Source organism: Pseudomonas sp. O230 (genome assembly GCF_045447035.1).
Classification (GTDB): domain Bacteria; phylum Pseudomonadota; class Gammaproteobacteria; order Pseudomonadales; family Pseudomonadaceae; genus Aquipseudomonas.
The window spans coordinates 431,970-451,746 of the sequence record NZ_JBJGXN010000002.1; the positions used below are offsets into that span (position 1 = coordinate 431,970).

Genomic DNA, 19,777 nt, shown 5'->3' on the forward strand with positions numbered 1-19,777 from the left:
TGAACCACTGCGAAACTGAATCGCTCAAAGTGGTATGCACGATCGATTGGCGAGACCCGCCAATCGGCCTGCCCTCAAGGAGAGCCCTATGCCCTGGTATGCCTGGCTGATTCTGGTCGTTGCGATCGGCTCGATCGTTGGCGGTTTGATGATGTTGCGTGACACCGCCAATAAGGTCGAAATGACCGATGAGCAACGTAAACGCGTCGCTGAACGCAACGCGCAAGCGGACGCCAAGGATGCGCAGGACCGCTGAAACAAAAACCCTGTCATTCTCATCGAATGACAGGGTTTTGCGTTTCTACTTTTCCCATTCGGCCTTGGCAATGTGCAAGCCATGCAGCCCTTTGTACGCCGCTCGCTCGGGCTGACTCCAGCCTTCAAGCAATGAATCCTCCAGTTTGTAAATCTCCACCCCGAGCGGGCGACAAACGCTCAGCGGGTCCTGCGCGTCTGGTCGCCACATGGCCAGCGACAGATCGCCACCCGGACAGGTCGACAGCGCGCACAACAAATCGATCTCGGCAAAGAACTCCAGGTAATCGCCCTTCTGCGCCGGGCAGGCTTTCATAAAGTACATGTCGTCGTGGTTAAGCCCGGTGCACTGGAAAATGTTCAGCACGTCATGCACGTCGAACTCGGTCAGGCCGTGGGGCAATACCGCGCGAGTCAGGTTGGAATGGCAGTGATGGTGGAAATCTTCGCCGGTGAGCATTTTGTTCACGTAGGGATCGCAGCGGGTGCCGAGCAAGTCGTGCAGGCGCCCGCCATGTTCGTCGATGCCGTAGCCGGCCAGGCTGTCATCGGTGATGGTCACCAGCGGCCGCAAGAATGGCAGGTTCGACCAGAGCCGGTCATGAGTGCTGACATGCGCCCCCTGCAACTGCCGCGTGCGCGATGCCCACAAGCGTTCACGCGGATCGTTGGCATTCCAGACGTTGAAATCCCCGACTTGCGGGCCGACCGGCGTGGTCACGCGAAACACGTGCCCGGCCGGGACATTCCAGGCGCGGCCGGTGCGGATCGGCACTTCGAACTGCTCGATCAGCGTGCGCCCCTGCTTCGTATCCCGGATCTTTTCGTAGAAGGCTTTGTCCACCTGCAAGGCCGAACCTTTGCTGACTTGGTAGGCCGCCGGATAGTCTTTGTACATGGCACGAGTCCTCGATCAGTGATGGGAAGAAGGGGCAAGCATTTGCAACAGCAGGTGTTCGGAATCGTCGAGATAAAGGCTCATGGCGTCCTCGGCGGCGCGCTTGTCACCCTCGACCAGCCGCTCGTGGATCTGCCGATCGCGCGCCAGCCAGGGCGCCTGAAACCGTGACTCATCGGGCGCGGCGCAAAACACCAGGCGCAGTTGCGCGACGACATTGGTGAAGAATTCATCAAACAACGGGCTGCGCAACAACCCGACGATGTGTTGATGAAACGCCAGACTGTGCGTGCCGACGGCGCGCCAGTCCTCGCGCTCCCTGGCCAGTTCGGTGGCTTCCAGGGCTTCGAGCATCCGATCGGATTGATAGTCGCGCAGCGGCTGACTGGCGCGGATGGCCTGCAACTCCAGCGTGCGGCGGACGTTAAACAGATCCCGCACATCGTCAACGCCGAGGCGACGCACCATCACGCCTTTGTTGCGCACATACCGGGTCAGACCTTCTTGCCCCAGACGATGCAAGGCTTCGCGAATGGTGTTGCGGGAGGCGTTGTAGGCAGACACCAGATCGTTTTCCACCAGCGCCATGCCGGGCAGCAAACGGCCGCCGATGATGTCGGCGCGTAACTCCAGAGTGATGTGGTCGGCCAGGGACAGTCCGCTGTTCATACTTATCGCCTCATGATTGTTCAACAATCGTCAGCTAACGAGTAATCACTATTTGTGCCAGTTCATGCAGAAAGCTATGACGCAGTTGGACGCATCTGCATGCTTTTTAGAAATAAAAGTACAGTCACCATCCCATTTCCATTGGTTAAGATGGCGCATTGTTGCGGAGACTCCACATGCGTTACTCGCAGGACCATAAAGCTCAGACCCACCGACGCATTATCAAGGAAGCCTCAGCGCGATTTCGCCGCGACGGTATTGGCGCGACCGGCTTGCAGCCGCTGATGAAAGCATTGGGTTTGACTCACGGCGGCTTCTACTCGCATTTCGAGTCCAAGGATGAACTGGTAGAAAAAGCCCTGCAGGCCGCAGGCGCCGAGGTGGAGGTCGTCTGCGCCAAACTGTTCGCTCAGGAACGCCCACTGGAGGCGTTCATTGACAGGTACTTGTCCGAATGGCACCAGACTTCGCCCCATGAAGGGTGCCCGTTGCCGACCATGTCATCGGAACTCGGCCTGCGCGGTCAGCCAAGCCCGACTTCCGATGTGGTGCTCAATGCACGACTCGAACAAATACAAGGCACCCTTGAAGGCGAGGATGCCGCCGACCAGAGCATCTTCATCATGTCCGCACTGGTCGGGGCGCTACTGCTGTCGCGCAGCGTCGAGAGCGCCGAACTGGCCCAGCGGATTCTCGACGTCACACGCGAACTTCTCAAAAAAACCCGGGATTAACCCTGCCAGCGCTTGAAGAGCACGCTGGCATTGACCCCGCCAAACCCGAAGCCATTGGACAGCGCGTACTCGATAGCCATCGGCCGCGCCTGACCATGGACGATGTCCACACCCTGCGCTGCCGGATCCGGGTTTTCCAGGTTGAGGGTGGCCGGCACGATCTGGTCACGGATCGCCAGGAGTGTGAAGATCGCTTCGATCCCGCCCGCCGCGCCGAGCAAATGCCCAGTGGCCGATTTGGTTGACGTGACCGCGATCTTGTTCTCGGTGCCGAATAACGACTTGATGGCCGCCAACTCGCCCAGATCGCCAACCGGCGTCGAGGTTGCATGAGCATTGAGGTGCTGCACCTGCGCGGCAGCAATGCCCGCCTGAGCCAATGCCAACGACATCGCCCGTCGCGCACCACTGCCATCTTCGGGGCCAGCGGTCAGGTGATAGGCATCGGCGCTGGTGCCATAACCCACCAGTTCCGCCAGCGGTTGCGCACCACGGGCCAGTGCATGCTCCAGGGATTCGATCACCAGGAGGCCCGCGCCCTCCCCCATGACGAAACCATCGCGGCCACTGTCGAACGGGCGCGAAGCACGCTCCGGGGTTTCGTTGTAACCACTGGACAATGCACGAGCCGCGGCAAACCCGGCGAGACTGACGCGATCGATCGCCGCCTCCGCGCCGCCACACACCGCAATGTCCGCCTCGCCGCAACGAATCAGCCGCGCCGCGTCGCCAATTGCCTGAACCCCGGCCGCGCACGCCGTTACCGGAGCACCCAGAGGGCCTTTGAAACCGTGCTGGATCGACACATGGCCCGCCGCCAGGTTGACCAGAAACGAGGGAATGGTGAAAGGCGACAATCGCCGGGGGCCACGACTGTCGGTGGTGCGTACCGCATCGGCAATCGCGCCGAAGCCGCCGACCCCCGAACCGATAATGGTCGCCGTACGCTCCTGGGCATTTTCATCCTGAGCCTGCCAACCGGCTTGCTCAAGCGCCTGACGCGCCGCTTCCATGGCAAACATAATGAAGCGGTCCATCTTCTTCTGCTCTTTGGGTGGCGTCGCACGATCCGGATCAAAACCCGCCTCGGCATCTTCGGCCAGCGACGGCACTGCGCCACCGACTTTGGCCGGCAGATCAGCCACGACGTCGTCCGGCAAGTTACGCAACCCGGAACGCCCGACCAACAGACGCGCCCAGACCGCTTCGACCCCGCTACCCAGCGGAGACACCAAACCCATGCCCGTTACAACCACTCGACGTTCACTCATACTGCAATTACCTCAAGCCAGTGGAAGGTGCTTCACTTGTAACGCGAAGCGGCCGTGCTTTTGGAAAGATTCGGCGCCATCACCAGACGCGCCGCGACAAACGCATCCCAGTCGGAGGCATCCGGCAACGAAGGAATGGTGATCAGTTCTCCCTGGTCCAGCCCCGACAACGATGCATCGACCATCTCGCCCGCCTCCATGACCATGTCCGCCGGGATCTGGCTTGCGTCAATACCGGAACGCTCCCAGATTTCGGTGCGTGTCACGCCTGGCAACACAGCTTGCACTTTGACCCCGGTGCCATCCAGCTCGGCATTCAACGACTGGGTCAGACTTAACACATAAGCCTTGCTGGCGCTGTAAGTGGCGTTGAAGCGCTCGGGGAACAACGCCACCACCGAGGCGATGTTGATGATCGTACCCCGGCCGACTTTGGCAAAACTGGCGGCCGCCGCCGAAGCCAGGCGAGTGACCGCCGTTACGTTCAATTGAATCAAGCGTTCCAGCTGGTCCAAATCGGCGTTGGCCAGCAAACCATCTGCCGCAACACCCGCGTTATTCAGCAGCAGACTGATACTCGAATCGCTGCGAAGGCGTTGCTCGAGTTTTAGCACATCGTCTTTCTGGGTCAGATCTGCCTTGAGCACTTCGACTTGAACACCGTGCTCGGCGCGCAGCTTGCTGGCCGCAGCCTCAAGACGCTCCTGATCTCGAGCGACCAACAACAAATCATAACCACGCGCCGCCAACCGCTCAGCGTAAATTGCACCGATCCCGGAAGAAGCACCGGTGACGAGGGCCGTACCTTGGGTCTGGACAGAATTCATGACAGTGCTCCTGGAATTGCGCGAGGGGAAGGACAAGCGCTTGAGCTTCAGCACGCTTGAGCGGATGTGAAATTATTATAGGCATAATCTAATCACGATATGATAGGCGTAATTTTTTACTCGCCGACGGAAGGCTCTAAATCGCCACGTACGCCAGAATGCAAAAAGGCCGGTCAATGACCGGCCCATGGCGCTGAATTACAAGCTTAGTTCACCTCAAGCTTTTCGCGGTTCTTATCCAGAATGGCCTTGCCGATACCCTTCACTTCGAGCAGCTCGTCTACCGACGCAAACGGCCCATTACTCTCACGATACGCAACAATCGCCTTGGCCTTGGCCTCCCCGATGCCGGACAATTCCCGTTGCATCGTCGACGCGTCGGCCTGATTCAAATCGACTTTTTCGGACTGAACCTTGGGAGAAACCTCCATCACCAGAGGTGCATTACCCACCTCCGGCTTGGCCGCGGGTGCAGCAATAGCGGCGACAGAGGTGGTGCTCAGGAGGGCAAAAATCAGAGAGTAGAAGTAGCCAGTACGCATAAATGAAGCTCCATGACATCAATTGGGAAAGCAGCTTTTCCGAAGCTGCCTTCCAAACTTAGGCGATGTCTGGAGCCTGTCAAAAATGTGTTGGTTACAGGATGTGAAACAATCAGGGTTCGAGGCGACGCTGCTGGTAGATCCAGTCGACGATATCGCCATCGGGCGTGTAGCCACTGACGGTGTCGCGCAGAAGTTGACGCACACGCGTGTAATCATCCCGATCGACAGCGGACAACAGCTCGATCAACCTCGCCTTGAGGACATCCCACGGCAGATGGTCTTCATCGGCGCTCATGATCATCGGATGCGACGTCGCCACGACGTTATCGCCGATCAGCAACTCTTCGTACAATTTCTCGCCCGGACGCAAACCACTGAACTCGATCGCGATATCACCATGCGGATTGCGATCCGAGCGAACGCTTAGGCCCGACAGGTGAATCATCTTCTCGGCCAGCTCGACAATTTTCACCGGCTCGCCCATATCCAGTACGAAAACGTCACCACCTTGCCCCATTGAGCCGGCCTGAATGACCAGTTGCGCGGCTTCAGGGATGGTCATGAAGTAGCGGGTGATTTTCGGGTGAGTGACCGTCAACGGCCCGCCTGACTTGATCTGTTTGTGAAACAGCGGAATGACCGAGCCTGATGAGCCCAGCACGTTACCGAAACGCACCATGGTAAATCGGGTCTTGTTGACCTGAGAGACATTGCTGACATCGCCAAACAGGACCGGCGCGGCTTCGCGGCTGAGGGCTTGCAGCGTCATCTCGGCCAAACGCTTGGTGCTGCCCATGACGTTAGTCGGGCGAACGGCCTTGTCGGTGGAAATTAGAACGAAGTTGGAAACCCCGGCTTGCAGCGCTGCCTGCGCGGTGTTGAGCGTACCGATGACGTTGTTGAGAACGCCTTCGGCAATGTTGTGCTCGACCATCGGCACGTGCTTGTAAGCCGCCGCGTGGTAGACCGTATCGACGTGCCAGGTTTTCATGACGTCAAGAAGCTTTGCCTCATGACGTACCGAGCCCAATATCGGCAGTAACTTGACCGATAGCGATTCACGACTGATCCGCTGCTCCAACTCGGACATGATGCTGTAAAGATTGAACTCACTGTGCTCGAACAACAGCAGTGTTTTCGGATGGGCGCCCAGTATCTGGCGGCAAAGCTCTGATCCGATTGAACCGCCCGCCCCCGTCACCAGAACGCATTGAGCCTCGATGCAACGGGAGAACAGGTCTTCCTGTGCCGGCACCGTATCGCGGCCCAGCAAGTCAGCAATATCCACTTCCTGAATATCGTCGACCTTGACCCGCCCGCTGGCCAGGTCCATGAAGCCGGGAACGCTGCGCACGTGCAGTGGAAAGGCTTCAAGAAAATTCAATATCTCACGACGCCGGGCCCGGGTTGCCGAAGGCACCGCCAGCAAGATCTCCTGCGCACCCGTCTCATCGATCAGCTGCTGGATGTGTTTGGGGGTGTAAACCTGCAGCCCGGAAATAGCCCTGTGGGCAATGCTGCGGTCATCGTCGATGAACGCAACCGGGCGCATCAAACGCCCCATCCGCAATGCTACCGCCAGTTGGTTACCGGCAGATCCCGCGCCGTAGATGGCGACTTTCGGCAAACCGTCATCCCGGCTGGTGAACGGTACATGTTGAGCCGCGGTAAACCAGTCACCCAAAAAGTACTGGCGCATTGCCAAACGCAAGCCGCCGATCAACACCAGGCTCAACCACCAATAGTTGAAAATGATCGAACGGGGAACGACCGCTTCATGGTTGCTGTACCAATAGACGATGAGGGCAAGCAACAGCGAAGAAAGACTGACAGCCTTGATGATCGCGATCAGCGCATCGTTGCCGAAATAACGCATGACGGCACGATACATACCAAAACGGACGAACAAGGGAATTGCCACAATCGGAGCACTTATAAACAGCCAGCGATGCTCTTCCAGAGGATTGATCAGGTCATCGATGCCAAGGCGCACGACAAATGCCATCCATAGTGCAAGCCAGACCAGCAGAACGTCGCAGAAGACCTGAATCAACCGCTTTTTCCTACGCGATAGCCCTAGCAAGAATGCTCGTGCCTTTTCCATAACTCCCTCTTGTAAAACCTGGACTGTTCTTGAACCGAATAGCGACCTGAAGACCGTCCATTCCAAAATCAAAAGGCATGCCGTTGCGGTGGATTAAACAAGCGTGCAGCCAGAGCCATCCTGAACTGCCATGCGCTTGACGTGCTGTTACTTCAAACAGGGCTCGCCATTGCAGACGAGCCCCGCACAATCAAAAGCGCATCGACCTTCAACCGGCGACCGCTTCTCGCATGACGTCGGACAAAACCTGACAGGTCTTGTCAATTTCCGCGGATGTCAGCGTCGGATGCACCATGAACATCAAACTTGTCTCACCCAGCTGTTTGGCAACCGGCAGGCGTACCTGCGGACGCCATTGCGTATTGTCGAAGGCCTTTTCCAGATAGACCTCAGAGCACGAACCTGAAAAGCAGGGAACACCACGCGCAACGATCTCATTGAGAATGCGGTCGCGGGTCCAACCGGCTTTCAAGGCCTCAGGCTTGACGAATACATAACACTTATACGCCGCATGCACGTAATCCTCCGGAATGGCAGGCACTCGCAAACCGGCCAACTCATCAGCGGCGGCCCATATTCTGCGAGCATTGGACAGGCGTGCTGGCTGCCATTGATCCATCAGTCGCAGTTGAATACGCCCCAATACGCCTTGGGTTTCGAGCATCCGCCAGTTGGTACCAAAACTTTCGTGTACCCAACGGAAGCCGGGCGCGTGCTCGCGCTCGTAGATAGCTTCCCAGCTTTTGCCGTGATCCTTGTAGGCCCACATGTCCAGCCACAAATTGCGATCATTGGTGGTGACCATCCCGCCTTCACCGCCGGTGGTCATGATCTTGTCCTGACAGAACGACCACGCGCCGATATGACCGATCGAGCCGACGGGACGCCTTTTGTACTTCGCGCCATGGGCCTGCGCGCAATCTTCGATCACCCTGAGATCATGCTCCTCGGCCAGCGCCATGATCGGATCCATGTCGCAGGACCAACCCGCCAGATGCACACAGACAATCGCCCGGGTGCGAGGGGTCAATACAGCGGCAATGGTTTGGGCGGTGATGTTCTGCGAATCCGCGTCGACATCGGCAAACACAGGCACCGCACCGGCATTGACGATGCTGGATACCGAGGCGAGAAACGTTCGGGAGGTCACAATGACCTCGTCTCCGTCACCGATACCCAGCGCCTGGAAGGCGAGGTCCAGGGCGACGGTGCCGTTGGCCAGGGCGATGGCGTACTCGGTTCCGCTCCAGGCAGCGAACTCTTTCTCGAATTCACGGCACTCCTGCCCGGTCCAGTAATTGACTTTGTTGGAAAGAATGACGTCACGTACTGCGTTGGCTTCTTCTTCGGAAAAAGAAGGCCAAGGAGAAAAAGGAGAATTCAACACAGCCCACATCCTATTAATTTCAAGATGAAATTTGGAAAATCCATTATTTACTTAAAACTCGACTCATGTTTCCAGCGTGAAGTCGATCCGGCTCAAGCCGTTGAAATGACTTTGGCAGGCACACCGGTAACCACTAAGCCATCAGGCACATCGCCGACGACTGCCGCACCCCCTACGCTCAAGGCGCCGGCCAATCCGGCACCCGGGCGGAACCGGCCCCAAGAGACGCGTATTGACTGATGACCGCGGCTGGATGCACCAATGACACAACGGGTGCTTGCGCTTCGATCAGTGCCGCCAGCTTCGCCTGTCGAACAACATTATTGCCGATGGCAACAATGACACCTTGATAGTTCTGGAGTCGAGCGCACATCGTCGCCGAATCGCCCGCCACTAGCCAATTGCCAACGCCGGTGAGGCTGGGCCATGCGTCATCGAAAAAGTCCACCTGATCCCAGCCGCAGCATTGCGCGGTATCGGCGACAACTTTCCGGTGTCCGCTGGCCCCGAGAACCGCCAGCCTTTTCATCGTTTATTACCGGTAAACTTGGACATCGTGACTTCACCGTCCGCGCTGATACCTTCTTTGACGACCACCTTCTTGATCGTCATGAAGATGATCTTGAGGTCGAGCCAAAAGGATTGGTTGTCGACATACCAGACGTCCAGTTCGAATTTTTCATCCCAGCCCAACGCGTTGCGACCATTGACCTGCGCCCACCCGGTCACACCCGGACGAGCCTCGTGGCGGCGATTCTGTTCCTGGCTATAGAGAGGCAGGTATTCCATCAGCAACGGTCGCGGCCCTACCAGGCTCATGTCCCCTTTAAGGACATTCCACAACTCCGGCAACTCATCCAGGCTGCTGGCGCGAAGGAAACTGCCGAAAGGGGTCATTCGCTCCGAGTCCGCCAGAGGATTGCCATCGGCATCCACGGCATCACGCATCGTACGGAATTTCACCATCTCGAAAGGCTTCCCGTCCCGGCCAGGACGAACCTGCCTGAAGAGAACCGGTGACCCGAGTTTCTTGCGGATATTCCAGGCGACGATAGCCATCACGGGAGCCAGGAGTACGAGGGCGCACATTGAAGCACTGATATCGATGAACCGTTTAAACATGTATTGACCTGAGTGTTGATTGGATGAGCGCGTGTATTCAATGCCGCCGTAACCTGCGACTCAGATGTTCCCGAGCACTCTGGACGCAAACATAATCATCGAAAACGGATCCCGCTTGCGGGTGTCCCGACAGGAAATAAAAACCGACCCGACAACTCTCAACTTCGACGTCGTCGGCACAAAAACGACTCTAACCAATTGCTGGTGTCGTTATACCATTTCCAGCGCCATCGCTCAGCCGGACGCTCGAAAATATCGGCATCAAAAAAGCGAAAAATTTTGACAACCATAATTTCAACCGTCAAGTAATGAATAGCACGAACCAGTATTCATGCTGTTTGTGCAAGTGCGGAATGCGCTCATGCTACTTGCCAGAAATGCTCTATCCAGTATCATTCCCTACCTTCCAGCCTATGGTGCCTGAGTGCTTGCAAACACGCTTGCATCCTTTATGTTCGCGCCCTCCATGTCCTTGGAGTCCGGTACGGCGTCCAGCCAGCACACACATAGATGGAAGGGCTGTCAGGAAACTGTTTCCGATGTTCCACAGATCACAACAAGCTTTTCGATCCAGACCATTCCCTGATGGAAACCGGAACGTTGAGAAAATTACGTATTCGGCATAGGGAGGTGGAATTGAATAGCTGGCTAAAGAAATCCCTTGCACTGTATTCAGCTAATGGTCTGAATTTTCTACTGAACATTCTGATTATTCCGATCCTTGTTCACTACATCGGTTTTCAAGGCTACGGCTTCTATTCCGTCTATATCATTCTCTCCAGCACTCTGCTGTTCCTGGATTCGGCACTATCCAAGTCTGCGGTCAGTGCTATTTACTCGGCCGGGGAAACGCAGCGCGCTCAGCTCGTCAGCTCCACCCGCGCGGCTTACGTCGCGGCGGGTATTGTGCTGTTACTGGCTACGCCCCTGATTGCCAAGGGCGTCTCCGTCCTTTTCCCACTGCGTACCGATCAACTGAACCTGGCGTACTGGATCGGCGCCGCAGCGGTAGTCGAATACGTTCTGGCCTTGCCGGGGCAGTATTTCCAGATGCTGAACGTGCTGCGGGCGCGGCACTTTGCCTACGCGCAATACCAATTGTGCATCCAGCTAAGCCGCTTCCTCGCCGTGGCGATTGTTGCCATCGCGACACAGCAGATCGAGTGGGTGCTTGCCGCTGTCGTACTCAGGAAGATCCCCGACTATCTGATTTTGTGGCTGTTCTGGCGCAAGCAAGAAGCTGAACTGCGCACCCCGGTCGCATGGCCTCTGGTGACCACCCTCTACCGACACGCGGCCCCCATCATCGGCGTCGCGCTCCTGCAAGTGCTCGCAACCGAATTCATATCCATCTATGTCAGCCACGCCTATGGGGCCGAAACACTGGGCAAGTACCGATCCGTCTACGACGTACTGAACAAAATCTGGTTCGTTGCGACTCTCTACCCGGTGCTGGTCTATCCAAAAATTTGCGAATGGCTGGCTGATCCAGACAAAAAAGCCTGGCTTCGCGACACGATGCCCTACCTCAGCCTGGGCAGTGCGCTGATTTACGGCGCGCTCACGCTCTCGGGTCTCGCCTTCTTTCCGCTACTGGCTCAATGGCTTCCGGCGCTTCAGGATGCAGCCCCCTTTGCCGCAGGACTGCTTGCGGGGATTTGCATGTCCGGGCATGTACGTCTCGGTTATGAGTTTCTGCAAGCGCAGAAGGATGCAGGCGCCGCACTTCTGATCAATCTGCTTTCGCTTGGCGCTGGCGCGGCCACACTTTTCGCATTTTACGGACACGCAACCCGAGAAATCGGCTGGGCCTGGTTCGCTTCTCAATTGCTGGCCGTCGTCATTGTCGACATCCGTAACGGTATACTCTTGTCCTGCTCGCTCCGGAAATCAGTCATTGGGCTACTGCCCTGGCTCGGGGTAGGTATCGGGGTTTTCATCACAACTTCAATTCATGGCATGGAAGGCGCACTTGTTTCACTGCTCCTGCTTGCTGTTTTCATGAGCAGCCTCGCCTTTCTGGCGAAGCGTTTGCGTGACCTAAGGCAGGAAAAATGCGCAAGGTAAATTTCATTTCGATCGGTGCCGCCCTGGTGGTTTTTGCCTCCGTTGCGACGGCCCTGCGCTTCGGCAAACTACCACTCGGAATCGGCGAACTTGCCGTTATGTTGTTGTTTCTGTGGTCCCTGCGCTACAAGCAGGCTCTGCGCTACCTGACGCATCCCATCATGCTCTTCTGGGTAGGTTTCATGGTGATTGCGGCGGTTGCAGCGCTGCTCAGCCCTGTCAAAGGAGGCAGTTCTGTCCACACCGCAGTGGCGTATGTGTACACGGCATGCTTCTCTCTGATGGCGCTGGCCTGCCTCGAGAAAGCGACACAGGAAGAGTTCAATAGCTTCATCAAGGCCCTGACCATCATTCCACTTGCGTTGCTGGCGATTCCGTTTCTCTGTTTGATGACCAACTCCCCACAGTTGGCGGAATGGCTAGGGATCAATACGCTGTTCCCTTCACGCCTTTCTGCCTGGTCCACCAACCCCAATCAGCTCGCCCTGTTCCTGCTGCCGATCCCAATCTGGGCGATGGCCGCTTGCCGCGAGTCAAACTGGCAGGGGATACGTTGGCTACGCAACTTCCTGTTTTTCTGGATGCTGTTCACTGTTGGATTGAGCGTGCGCAGCGATGCACTGCTACTCGCCTGGGCCATTAGCCTGCCACTCCTTACAATCGTCGCGCTGCTGTGGGTGAAACGGGTCAACTGGAAGATATTCGCGACGATGCTGTTCGCTTTCCTGGTCGCGTTTGGTTCATTCAAGCTAGTGATCGATGCCCCCGGACGGGAAATGCTCATCGGAAAGTCGGACTCCGTGCTCGGTGTCGGCTTCGACGAGAACAAGGGCATTGCCCGCAAAATCTTGTGGGCCCATGCCACAGAAGCATGGATGAAGTCCCCTGTTATCGGGCATGGCCCGGGCGCGTACTCTTATTTTGACGATCCTGAAGTCAAGCAGGAGGCGCACAACCTCGGCTTCGACATTTTGACCCAGACAGGCATCGCAGGCGTGTTGCTGATGGGCGCCTTGTACCTGTGGCTTCTCCTCAACGCCTATCGAGCCCGAGACCCTTATTCGCTGGCTGTACTTGTCGTTCTAATGGTTTTCTCAGGGGCGCACTTCACGCTCCGCCAGCCGGTATTCAGTCTCTACATGATCATTTGTGCGCTAGCGGTCAAGAATGGCAGTTTCACTACTGTGCGCGAAAAGCCTCAACCCCTTTGATTACAACGAGATTGCTCCATGTGCGGTATTGCTGGGTTCTGGCACCCTAACAGCCAAGGCAGGTACGACGGGCCATCCGCCCTCACCCGCATGACCAACGCCATTCTTCGCCGGGGCCCCGATGATTCGGGCGCCTGGGACAATGGTGCCGGCCTTTTTCTTGGCCACCGCCGACTGGCGATCGTCGACCTGAGCTCCGCCGGACACCAGCCAATGGCATCGCCGACAGGTCGTTACGTCATTGTGTTCAATGGTGAAATCTACAACTTCCAGGCATTGCGCCAAGCGCTCGACGCGGCTCATCCGAGCCCGCTGCCATGGCGCGGCCATTCGGATACCGAGGTGATGCTGGCAGCCTTCGAACAGTGGGGTATTCAAGAAACCCTGCGCAAGCTGGTCGGCATGTTCGCGCTGGCAGTATGGGACCGCACCCGCGAAACCCTCACGCTTGCGCGCGACCGGATCGGAGAAAAGCCACTCTATTACGGCCTGAGCAAAGGCGCGCTGTTTTTCGCATCGGAGCTGCAGGCACTGGAAGCGCACCCGAACTTCGACGCGGAGATTTCACGCGACAGCCTGGCCCTGCTCCTGAAGTATGCGTATGTACCGTCACCACACTCCATTTACCAGGGCATTCACAAATTGCCGCCGGGCACGTGGCTCGAGCTCGACCAGGCCACCCTCGATAGCGGCACGACAGGAACGCCACAGACCTATTGGGAACTGCCCGCCGCACAACCCGGACACAACCCGTCGCGTTCCGATGCAGAAGCCATCGACCAGCTTCACGAGCTGATGAGCACCACGATCCGCGACCAAATGGTAGCGGATGTACCTCTCGGCGCGTTCCTGTCCGGCGGCATCGACTCAACACTCATCGTCAGCCTGATGCAGTCGCTATCGTCCCAACAGGTCAAGACCTACACCATCGGTTTCGACAATCCGGGCTACAACGAGGCCGAGCACGCCAAAGCCGTTGCCCGCCACCTCGGCACCGACCACACCGAACTCTATGTGTCAGGTACGGATGCCATGAACGTGGTGCCGAAGCTACCTGACATCTACGGCGAACCCTTTGCCGATTCATCACAAATACCAACCTTTCTTGTTTCTCAGCTGGCTCGTAGCCACGTCACGGTGAGCCTGTCCGGCGACGCAGGCGATGAGCTGTTCGGCGGATACAATCGCTATCAGCACCTGCCCAACGTATGGCGCAAGCTCAGTCGTGTACCGGGACCAGCACGCAGGCTGGCAGCCAAAATGATTGAATCCGCCTCGCCAGCTCGCTGGGACTCCATCGCCGCCGGATTGAACCCGATTACCCCCGCAGGCTTGCGCGTCGCGTTGCCTGGCGACAAGCTCCACAAACTCGCCAGCGTCATGCGACATGCCTCTCCCGACCAAATGTATGATCGGGTAGTATCACAATGGCCAAATGCAACCGATATCGTCATCGGCGCTAATCCCATGCCTGGCCTTGTATCTGTCGGGGACAGCGATTTCGCCTCCTGGATGATGCGTCAAGACACACTGACCTACCTGCCCGACGATATCCTGGCCAAAGTAGATCGAGCAGCAATGGCCGTCAGCCTCGAAACTCGCGTTCCGTTCCTGGACCACAGGATCGTCGAGTTTGCATCGACATTGCCGATGTCGCTCAAAATCCGCAATGGCAGCACCAAGTGGATTCTGCGCCAGCTACTCGATCGCTACGTACCACGAGAACTCATCGAACGCCCAAAAATGGGCTTCGGTATCCCGCTACACGATTGGCTCCGCGGCCCTTTGCGCGACTGGGCCGAATCATTGCTGGACCCACAACGACTGGCGAGCGAAGGTTATTTCGTACCGGGCCCGATCAGGGCCGTGTGGGAAAAGCACCTTCGGGGGCAGGGAAATTACCAGCAACAGCTTTGGCCTGTGCTGATGTTCCAGGCGTGGCTCGATCGCAAACAAGTCAACTGATTAAAAGATTCCATTTATTAGAGGAAAACCCATGTATCTGAGAAAGATATCAGTGGTCGGGCTGGGTTATGTTGGCCTGCCGGTGGCTGTAGCGTTCGGCAAACACGGACCGGTTATCGGCTTTGACATCAACGAAAGCCGCCTGCAGGAACTGCGCGCGGGACAGGACCGTACCAACGAAGTCACCAGCGATGAACTGGGCCAGACGCAAATCGAATTCACCAGCAAGACTGATGTGCTCGCAAAGGCTGATTTCCATATCGTCGCGGTTCCCACGCCAATCGACGACGCCCACCAGCCGGACCTGACGCCGGTGGTGAGGGCTTCCGAAACCGTAGGCAAAGCGCTGAAACAGGGCGACATCGTCGTTTATGAGTCGACTGTTTACCCAGGTGTCACCGAAGACATCTGCGTTCCGATCCTGGAGCGTGTATCCGGCCTGAAATGCGGCACCGACTTCACCGTGGGCTACAGCCCCGAGCGCATCAACCCGGGCGACAAGGAACACACATTCACCAAGATCAAAAAAGTCGTCTCCGGGCAAGACGCCGCTACCCTTGACATCGTGGCCGACGTGTACAGCTCCGTCGTCACTGCCGGCGTTTACAAAGCCGCGTCGATCAAAGTGGCCGAGGCCGCCAAGGTGATCGAAAACACCCAGCGCGACCTGAACATCGCCCTGATGAACGAATTGGCACTGATCTTCGACCGCATGGGCATCGACACGCTCGACGTTCTTGAAGCCGCCGGGACCAAGTGGAACTTCCTGAAATTCAAGCCGGGCCTGGTAGGCGGACACTGCATTGGTGTGGACCCTTACTACCTGACGCACAAGGCCGAAAAGCTCGGCTATATTCCTCAGGTCATTCTGGCCGGTCGTCGTATCAACGACAGCATGGGCGCGTTTATCGCCCAGCAGACGATCAAGCAGATGATCCACGCCGGCCACCCTATCGCTGGCGCCGTCGTCACCGTGCTGGGCCTGACCTTCAAAGAAAACTGCCCTGACCTGCGCAACTCTCGCGTCATCGATATCATTCGCGAGCTCGAAGAATTCGACGTCAAGGTACAAGTGTTCGACCCAGAGGCCGATTCGGCAGAAGCCCTGCACGAGTATGGCGTCTCGCTGCGCAAACTCGACGAACTCCAGCCTGCCGCTGCAGTCGTGGTTGCCGTTGCACATGATGCCTATGCGCGCTGGACCACCGACGAATACCTGAAGCTTATGCACAACGCTCCCGTCGTCATCGATGTCAAAGGTGTTTGCGACGGCCCTGCCCTGGAAAGTGCTGGAGCGCGCTTCTGGCGCCTCTGATGGAGAATGGCATGAACGCTTACGAAACTCTGCGCCAAGAGCTGGCGGCGTCGCCGCGCACTTGGCTCATCACCGGTGTGGCCGGCTTCATCGGCTCGAACCTGCTCGAGACACTGCTCCAGCTGAATCAGCGCGTGATCGGCCTCGACAACTTCGAAACCGGCCACCAGCGCAACCTTGATCTGGTGCAGCAGGCTGTTGCAGATACCGCCTGGGCACAGTTCAAATTTGTGCAAGGTGATATCCGCAAACTGGAAGACTGCCAGCGCGCCATGGAAGGCGGTGTCGACTACGTTCTTCACCAGGCAGCCCTGGGCAGCGTACCTCGCTCGCTGGAAGACCCGATCCGGACCAACACCACAAACATCGATGGCTTCCTGAACATGCTGGTCGCCAGCCGCGATGCCGGCGTCAAGCGCTTCGTGTATGCCGCATCAAGCTCCACCTACGGCGATCACCCTGGATTGCCCAAGGTAGAGGATCGTATCGGTCGGCCACTGTCACCCTATGCCGTCACCAAGTACGTCAACGAGCTGTACTCGGACGTGTTCGCACGTTGCTATGGGTTGCAGAGCATAGGGCTGCGTTACTTCAACGTATTCGGCCCAAGGCAGGATCCGGATGGCGCCTACGCCGCCGTGATTCCAAAGTGGTTTGGTGCCCTGCTGCGCGACGAACCCATTTATATCAACGGCGATGGTGAAACCAGCCGTGATTTTTGCTTCATCGCCAACACTGTCCAGGCCAATTTGCTGGCGGCTACCACGCAAGAAGCCGATGCGGTGAATCAGGTGTACAACGTGGCCGTGGGCGACCGCACCACGCTGAATGAACTGTTCTCCCACATCCGTGAACTTGCGAGCGCGGTCAAGCCTGAGCTAAAGGATGTGAATCCGGTATACCGCGATTTCCGGGCCGCCGATGTTCGTCATTCCCAGGCGGATATCAGCAAGGTCGAATCGTTGCTCGGCTATGCACCGACGCATCGCATCGCCGCCGGACTGCAGGACTCTGCAACCTATTACACAACCCATGTAGGCAAGCATGTCTAAAATTGTCGTCATCGCCGGGCTCGCCGAATCGTTGATCCGGTTTCGCGGGGATCTTCTGGATGCAATGCGAGCGAATGGTCATGAAGTCGCCGCGATTGCACCTGAAGATGATGAATCTGTGCGCACGCGACTCGCTGAAAAAGGGATTGCGTACCACGTCGTGCCAATGTCACGCGCAGGATTAAATCCATTCGCCGATCTGCGCTATCTGCTGCAGCTCAGCCAGTGCCTGCGCAAAATCAAGCCCGACGTGGTGCTCGCCTATACGATAAAGCCGGTGGTCTATGGCTTGCCCGCCGCCCGTCTGGCGGGCGTAAAGCGGCGTTACGCGCTGATTACCGGCCTGGGCTATGCGTTTACTGACGCCAAGGCCAGCTTCAGTCGCGATCTCGTCAAACGCATCGCATCAGGCTTGTACCGGTTCGGATTGCGCTTCGCCGACGGCCTGTTCTTCCAGAACCCGGATGACCGACAGCTCTTCAAGGACCAGGGGCTTTTCAACGCAAGCCTTCCAGCCTGGATCGTCAATGGGTCGGGGGTTGACACCGACAGCTTCCCAGTCGCCCCTCTCCCCTCTCAACCGAGCTTTTTGTTCGTCGGTCGAGTTCTGCGCGATAAGGGCGTGGTTGAGTATGTGGATGCTGCTCGTTCGCTGAAATCCACCTACCCGCAGGCCACTTTCCATCTGGTTGGGCCACTGGATTCCAATCCCTCGGGGATTCAAGCAGATATCGTTGCAGGCTGGGAAAAAGAGGGCGTCATCCAGTATCACGGAGCCGTCAGCGATGTGAAACCGTACCTCGCCGCTTGCAGCGTATTCGTGCTGCCCTCCTACCGCGAAGGAACACCACGCTCGGTGCTCGAAGCAATGTCCTGTGGACGAGCCATTGTTACCACAGACGCGCCGGGATGCCGTGAGACGGTTCAGGACGGGGTGAACGGCTTTTTGGTTAAACCGCGGGACTCGGCAGACCTGGCAACCGCCATGGCGCGCCTGGCAGGTTCAAGCGAGTTGCGTGAGCAAATGGGTCGCACAAGTCGCGAACTAGCGGAACAAAAGTATGACGTACATCGTGTGAATGCAGCGATGATCGATGCAATGGCGTTACGCGGCTAAGTACTGGCCGGGTCCGGCGCGCTGCCAACATTCAGCGCCGGGCCATCCTCCCAACGAACGCTGCACCGATCAGCCAGTCAGGTACGAAGGCACTCACAGGCTTCAGAGCCAACCCGCCTACTTTCCAAGCCGGCGGCTGTTTCGCCGGTAGAAGAAAACCCCCAAAAGCGGCCCAACCAACAACCCCAGCAGTAACGCACCCAAAATGTAAATTGACACGGGCCATGGCGGTGCAGACCAACCCACAAACACCAAGGAAACCGGCTGCTGATTCTCCAATGAAAAGAGCAGCGTCGCTGCTAATGCCACCAATACGATCAGCAGCGAAGACAACTTCTTTACTCCGCGCACAAAACTTCTCCTAATCCAGCCTGGTTAAATCGGTTCCTCATCCTCATTAACCCGATCCCGTAACTCTTTCCCCGGTTTGAAATGAGGAACGAATTTGCCGTCAAGGCTGACGGACTGACCGGTTTTCGGATTGCGGCCTACGCGCGGTGCGCGGTAGTGCAGGGAGAAACTGCCAAATCCACGGATCTCGATACGATCACCGGTGGCCAGACATTGGGACATTTGTTCGAGCATGGTCTTGATAGCCAGCTCCACATCCTTGGATGAGAGCAGCCCTTGATGGGTGACAATTCGTTCGATCAACTCCGACTTCGTCATATTTTTCCCTTCTTTTTCAAGCAGCTAGGAAAAGCGCTTCAAAGGTTTTAGCATGCCCGAAGGAATTTGAACAGTCCGAGCTTTGACATATCTTCACCAACAATGGGATAGCAGATTTCAGCGCAGAAGACCCATCACACCTGACCTGCTCATCTGCAGATAACCAGCATGGTGCGCGTCAGATAACCTGCGGGGTTGAAGCCAAAGGGAAACTCATCTTCGTCTTTGGCGTCATCGGATCGAGTGACCACCTTGTAACCAGCGCCCTTGCACTCCTTGGCAGCGCGCTTGTGACACTTCTCCCACCCCGAACCCAACCCCGAACAATCGACCTCGATGCCACTGACCCCACGTGCGGCGTGGGTCTTGGCATTAGTGGTACACCCCGCCAATGTCAGTACGGCTAGTGCGACAATGAGCTTGTTCATTTATTTCCTTATGTCGGGCGCCCTGCCCGACTGTCGTTCGCTTCTAACTAAAGACTAGCTGCAAATAAACGATTGATCCGATGAAAGAAAGAGACAGCTTTTCGGGGCTATTGGTTTCATGGGCCATCAATGTCGTGCGAC

General features: G+C 57.2%; 20 protein-coding genes. 8 read left to right on the plus strand and 12 right to left on the minus strand.

Translation table 11 applies throughout. The features are described 5' to 3' along the window. Nucleotides 1-88: 88 nt before the first annotated feature. Nucleotides 89-256 (plus strand): DUF2897 family protein, encoded by a 168-nt coding sequence (locus tag ACI77H_RS05305; protein WP_407010746.1) that lies wholly within the window; start codon nucleotides 89-91, stop codon nucleotides 254-256. A 45-nt stretch (nucleotides 257-301) separates the two neighbouring features. Here ACI77H_RS05305 and ACI77H_RS05310 read toward each other — a convergent pair whose 3' ends face one another. Together ACI77H_RS05310 and ACI77H_RS05315 are read right to left on the minus strand one after the other, a co-directional pair. Then, entirely contained in the window at nucleotides 302-1,153 is an 852-nt protein-coding gene (locus ACI77H_RS05310; RefSeq protein WP_407010747.1) for an urea carboxylase-associated family protein, read from the minus strand. A gap of 15 nt (nucleotides 1,154-1,168) precedes the next feature. After that, nucleotides 1,169-1,822, minus strand: coding sequence for a GntR family transcriptional regulator (locus ACI77H_RS05315; protein WP_407010749.1), 654 nt, complete (start codon nucleotides 1,820-1,822; stop codon nucleotides 1,169-1,171). Nucleotides 1,823-1,998: 176 nt separating this feature from the next. Here ACI77H_RS05315 and ACI77H_RS05320 point away from each other — a divergent pair, with 176 nt between their 5' ends. Further along, complete coding sequence (locus ACI77H_RS05320) at nucleotides 1,999-2,556, plus strand: TetR/AcrR family transcriptional regulator (protein ID WP_407010750.1); 558 nt, start codon at nucleotides 1,999-2,001, stop codon at nucleotides 2,554-2,556. Here ACI77H_RS05320 and fabF read toward each other — a convergent pair. The 7 genes from fabF to ACI77H_RS05355 all read right to left on the minus strand — a co-directional run bounded on the left by fabF (nucleotide 2,553) and on the right by ACI77H_RS05355 (nucleotide 9,812). Beyond that, nucleotides 2,553-3,827 (minus strand): beta-ketoacyl-ACP synthase II, encoded by a 1,275-nt coding sequence (fabF, locus tag ACI77H_RS05325; RefSeq protein WP_407010751.1) that lies wholly within the window; start codon nucleotides 3,825-3,827, stop codon nucleotides 2,553-2,555. The genes ACI77H_RS05320 and fabF overlap by 4 nt on opposite strands. 32 nt (nucleotides 3,828-3,859) lie before the next feature. Then, a complete protein-coding gene (locus tag ACI77H_RS05330; RefSeq protein WP_407010753.1) occupies nucleotides 3,860-4,654 on the minus strand; it encodes an SDR family NAD(P)-dependent oxidoreductase in 795 nt (264 codons plus the stop codon). Between the two features lie 206 nt (nucleotides 4,655-4,860). Beyond that, entirely contained in the window at nucleotides 4,861-5,196 is a 336-nt protein-coding gene (locus tag ACI77H_RS05335) for a ComEA family DNA-binding protein (protein ID WP_407010755.1), read from the minus strand. Between the two features lie 112 nt (nucleotides 5,197-5,308). After that, nucleotides 5,309-7,303, minus strand: a complete 1,995-nt coding sequence (locus tag ACI77H_RS05340; RefSeq protein WP_407010756.1) for a polysaccharide biosynthesis protein — start codon at nucleotides 7,301-7,303, stop codon at nucleotides 5,309-5,311. 208 nt (nucleotides 7,304-7,511) lie between these two features. After that, on the minus strand, nucleotides 7,512-8,690 hold the full coding sequence (locus ACI77H_RS05345) for a DegT/DnrJ/EryC1/StrS family aminotransferase (protein WP_407010758.1): 1,179 nt from the start codon (nucleotides 8,688-8,690) through the stop codon (nucleotides 7,512-7,514). Nucleotides 8,691-8,868: 178 nt separating this feature from the next. After that, complete coding sequence (locus ACI77H_RS05350; RefSeq protein WP_407010760.1) at nucleotides 8,869-9,219, minus strand: hypothetical protein; 351 nt, start codon at nucleotides 9,217-9,219, stop codon at nucleotides 8,869-8,871. Then, nucleotides 9,216-9,812, minus strand: a complete 597-nt coding sequence (locus ACI77H_RS05355) for a sugar transferase (RefSeq protein WP_407010762.1) — start codon at nucleotides 9,810-9,812, stop codon at nucleotides 9,216-9,218. The genes ACI77H_RS05350 and ACI77H_RS05355 overlap by 4 nt, the downstream gene beginning before the upstream one ends. A 636-nt stretch (nucleotides 9,813-10,448) precedes the next feature. Here ACI77H_RS05355 and ACI77H_RS05360 point away from each other — a divergent pair. The 6 genes from ACI77H_RS05360 to ACI77H_RS05385 are packed head-to-tail and all read left to right on the plus strand — an operon-like array spanning nucleotide 10,449 to nucleotide 18,539. Next, nucleotides 10,449-11,879 carry a lipopolysaccharide biosynthesis protein gene (locus ACI77H_RS05360; protein ID WP_407010763.1) on the plus strand — a complete coding sequence of 477 codons (1,431 nt, stop codon included), beginning with the start codon at nucleotides 10,449-10,451 and terminating at the stop codon, nucleotides 11,877-11,879. Further along, nucleotides 11,867-13,090 carry an O-antigen ligase family protein gene (locus ACI77H_RS05365; protein ID WP_407010765.1) on the plus strand — a complete coding sequence of 408 codons (1,224 nt, stop codon included), beginning with the start codon at nucleotides 11,867-11,869 and terminating at the stop codon, nucleotides 13,088-13,090. Before ACI77H_RS05360 ends, ACI77H_RS05365 begins: the two co-directional genes overlap by 13 nt. An 18-nt stretch (nucleotides 13,091-13,108) precedes the next feature. Then, nucleotides 13,109-15,055 carry an asparagine synthase (glutamine-hydrolyzing) gene (asnB, locus tag ACI77H_RS05370; RefSeq protein ID WP_407010767.1) on the plus strand — a complete coding sequence of 649 codons (1,947 nt, stop codon included), beginning with the start codon at nucleotides 13,109-13,111 and terminating at the stop codon, nucleotides 15,053-15,055. Nucleotides 15,056-15,086: 31 nt separating this feature from the next. Beyond that, nucleotides 15,087-16,370, plus strand: coding sequence for a nucleotide sugar dehydrogenase (locus ACI77H_RS05375; protein ID WP_407010769.1), 1,284 nt, complete (start codon nucleotides 15,087-15,089; stop codon nucleotides 16,368-16,370). An 11-nt stretch (nucleotides 16,371-16,381) separates the two neighbouring features. Next, entirely contained in the window at nucleotides 16,382-17,422 is a 1,041-nt protein-coding gene (locus tag ACI77H_RS05380; RefSeq protein ID WP_407010771.1) for an NAD-dependent epimerase/dehydratase family protein, read from the plus strand. After that, the gene (locus ACI77H_RS05385; RefSeq protein WP_407010772.1) at nucleotides 17,415-18,539 is read left to right on the plus strand and encodes a glycosyltransferase family 4 protein; all 1,125 of its coding nucleotides are present in this window, start codon (nucleotides 17,415-17,417) and stop codon (nucleotides 18,537-18,539) included. The genes ACI77H_RS05380 and ACI77H_RS05385 overlap by 8 nt, the downstream gene beginning before the upstream one ends. Before the next feature lie 117 nt (nucleotides 18,540-18,656). Here the strand turns inward: ACI77H_RS05385 and ACI77H_RS05390 are convergent, their stop codons facing one another. The 3 genes from ACI77H_RS05390 to ACI77H_RS05400 all read right to left on the minus strand — a co-directional run bounded on the left by ACI77H_RS05390 (nucleotide 18,657) and on the right by ACI77H_RS05400 (nucleotide 19,636). Continuing rightward, nucleotides 18,657-18,872: a lipopolysaccharide assembly protein LapA domain-containing protein gene (locus tag ACI77H_RS05390; RefSeq protein ID WP_407010773.1), complete on the minus strand. Its 216-nt coding sequence runs from the start codon at nucleotides 18,870-18,872 to the stop codon at nucleotides 18,657-18,659. Nucleotides 18,873-18,914: 42 nt separating this feature from the next. After that, entirely contained in the window at nucleotides 18,915-19,208 is a 294-nt protein-coding gene (gene ihfB / locus ACI77H_RS05395; RefSeq protein WP_115486009.1) for an integration host factor subunit beta, read from the minus strand. 149 nt (nucleotides 19,209-19,357) lie between these two features. Next, entirely contained in the window at nucleotides 19,358-19,636 is a 279-nt protein-coding gene (locus ACI77H_RS05400) for a hypothetical protein (protein ID WP_407010774.1), read from the minus strand. Nucleotides 19,637-19,777: the final 141 nt, after the last annotated feature.

Bases quoted from the DNA above. Each gene is read 5' to 3' on its own strand.
- ACI77H_RS05380 (WP_407010771.1), top strand. From the start codon at position 16,382: ATGAACGCTTACGAAACTCTGCGCCAAGAGCTGGCGGCGTCGCCGCGC.
- ACI77H_RS05385 (WP_407010772.1), top strand. From the start codon at position 17,415: ATGTCTAAAATTGTCGTCATCGCCGGGCTCGCCGAATCGTTGATCCGG.
- ACI77H_RS05340 (WP_407010756.1), bottom strand. From the start codon at position 7,303: ATGGAAAAGGCACGAGCATTCTTGCTAGGGCTATCGCGTAGGAAAAAG.
- ACI77H_RS05375 (WP_407010769.1), top strand. From the start codon at position 15,087: ATGTATCTGAGAAAGATATCAGTGGTCGGGCTGGGTTATGTTGGCCTG.
- ACI77H_RS05335 (WP_407010755.1), bottom strand. From the start codon at position 5,196: ATGCGTACTGGCTACTTCTACTCTCTGATTTTTGCCCTCCTGAGCACC.
- ACI77H_RS05320 (WP_407010750.1), top strand. From the start codon at position 1,999: ATGCGTTACTCGCAGGACCATAAAGCTCAGACCCACCGACGCATTATC.
- ACI77H_RS05350 (WP_407010760.1), bottom strand. From the start codon at position 9,219: ATGAAAAGGCTGGCGGTTCTCGGGGCCAGCGGACACCGGAAAGTTGTC.
- ACI77H_RS05305 (WP_407010746.1), top strand. From the start codon at position 89: ATGCCCTGGTATGCCTGGCTGATTCTGGTCGTTGCGATCGGCTCGATC.
- ACI77H_RS05355 (WP_407010762.1), bottom strand. From the start codon at position 9,812: ATGTTTAAACGGTTCATCGATATCAGTGCTTCAATGTGCGCCCTCGTA.
- ACI77H_RS05365 (WP_407010765.1), top strand. From the start codon at position 11,867: ATGCGCAAGGTAAATTTCATTTCGATCGGTGCCGCCCTGGTGGTTTTT.
- ACI77H_RS05330 (WP_407010753.1), bottom strand. From the start codon at position 4,654: ATGAATTCTGTCCAGACCCAAGGTACGGCCCTCGTCACCGGTGCTTCT.
- ACI77H_RS05310 (WP_407010747.1), bottom strand. From the start codon at position 1,153: ATGTACAAAGACTATCCGGCGGCCTACCAAGTCAGCAAAGGTTCGGCC.
- fabF (WP_407010751.1), bottom strand. From the start codon at position 3,827: ATGAGTGAACGTCGAGTGGTTGTAACGGGCATGGGTTTGGTGTCTCCG.
- ihfB (WP_115486009.1), bottom strand. From the start codon at position 19,208: ATGACGAAGTCGGAGTTGATCGAACGAATTGTCACCCATCAAGGGCTG.
- asnB (WP_407010767.1), top strand. From the start codon at position 13,109: ATGTGCGGTATTGCTGGGTTCTGGCACCCTAACAGCCAAGGCAGGTAC.
- ACI77H_RS05315 (WP_407010749.1), bottom strand. From the start codon at position 1,822: ATGAACAGCGGACTGTCCCTGGCCGACCACATCACTCTGGAGTTACGC.
- ACI77H_RS05400 (WP_407010774.1), bottom strand. From the start codon at position 19,636: ATGAACAAGCTCATTGTCGCACTAGCCGTACTGACATTGGCGGGGTGT.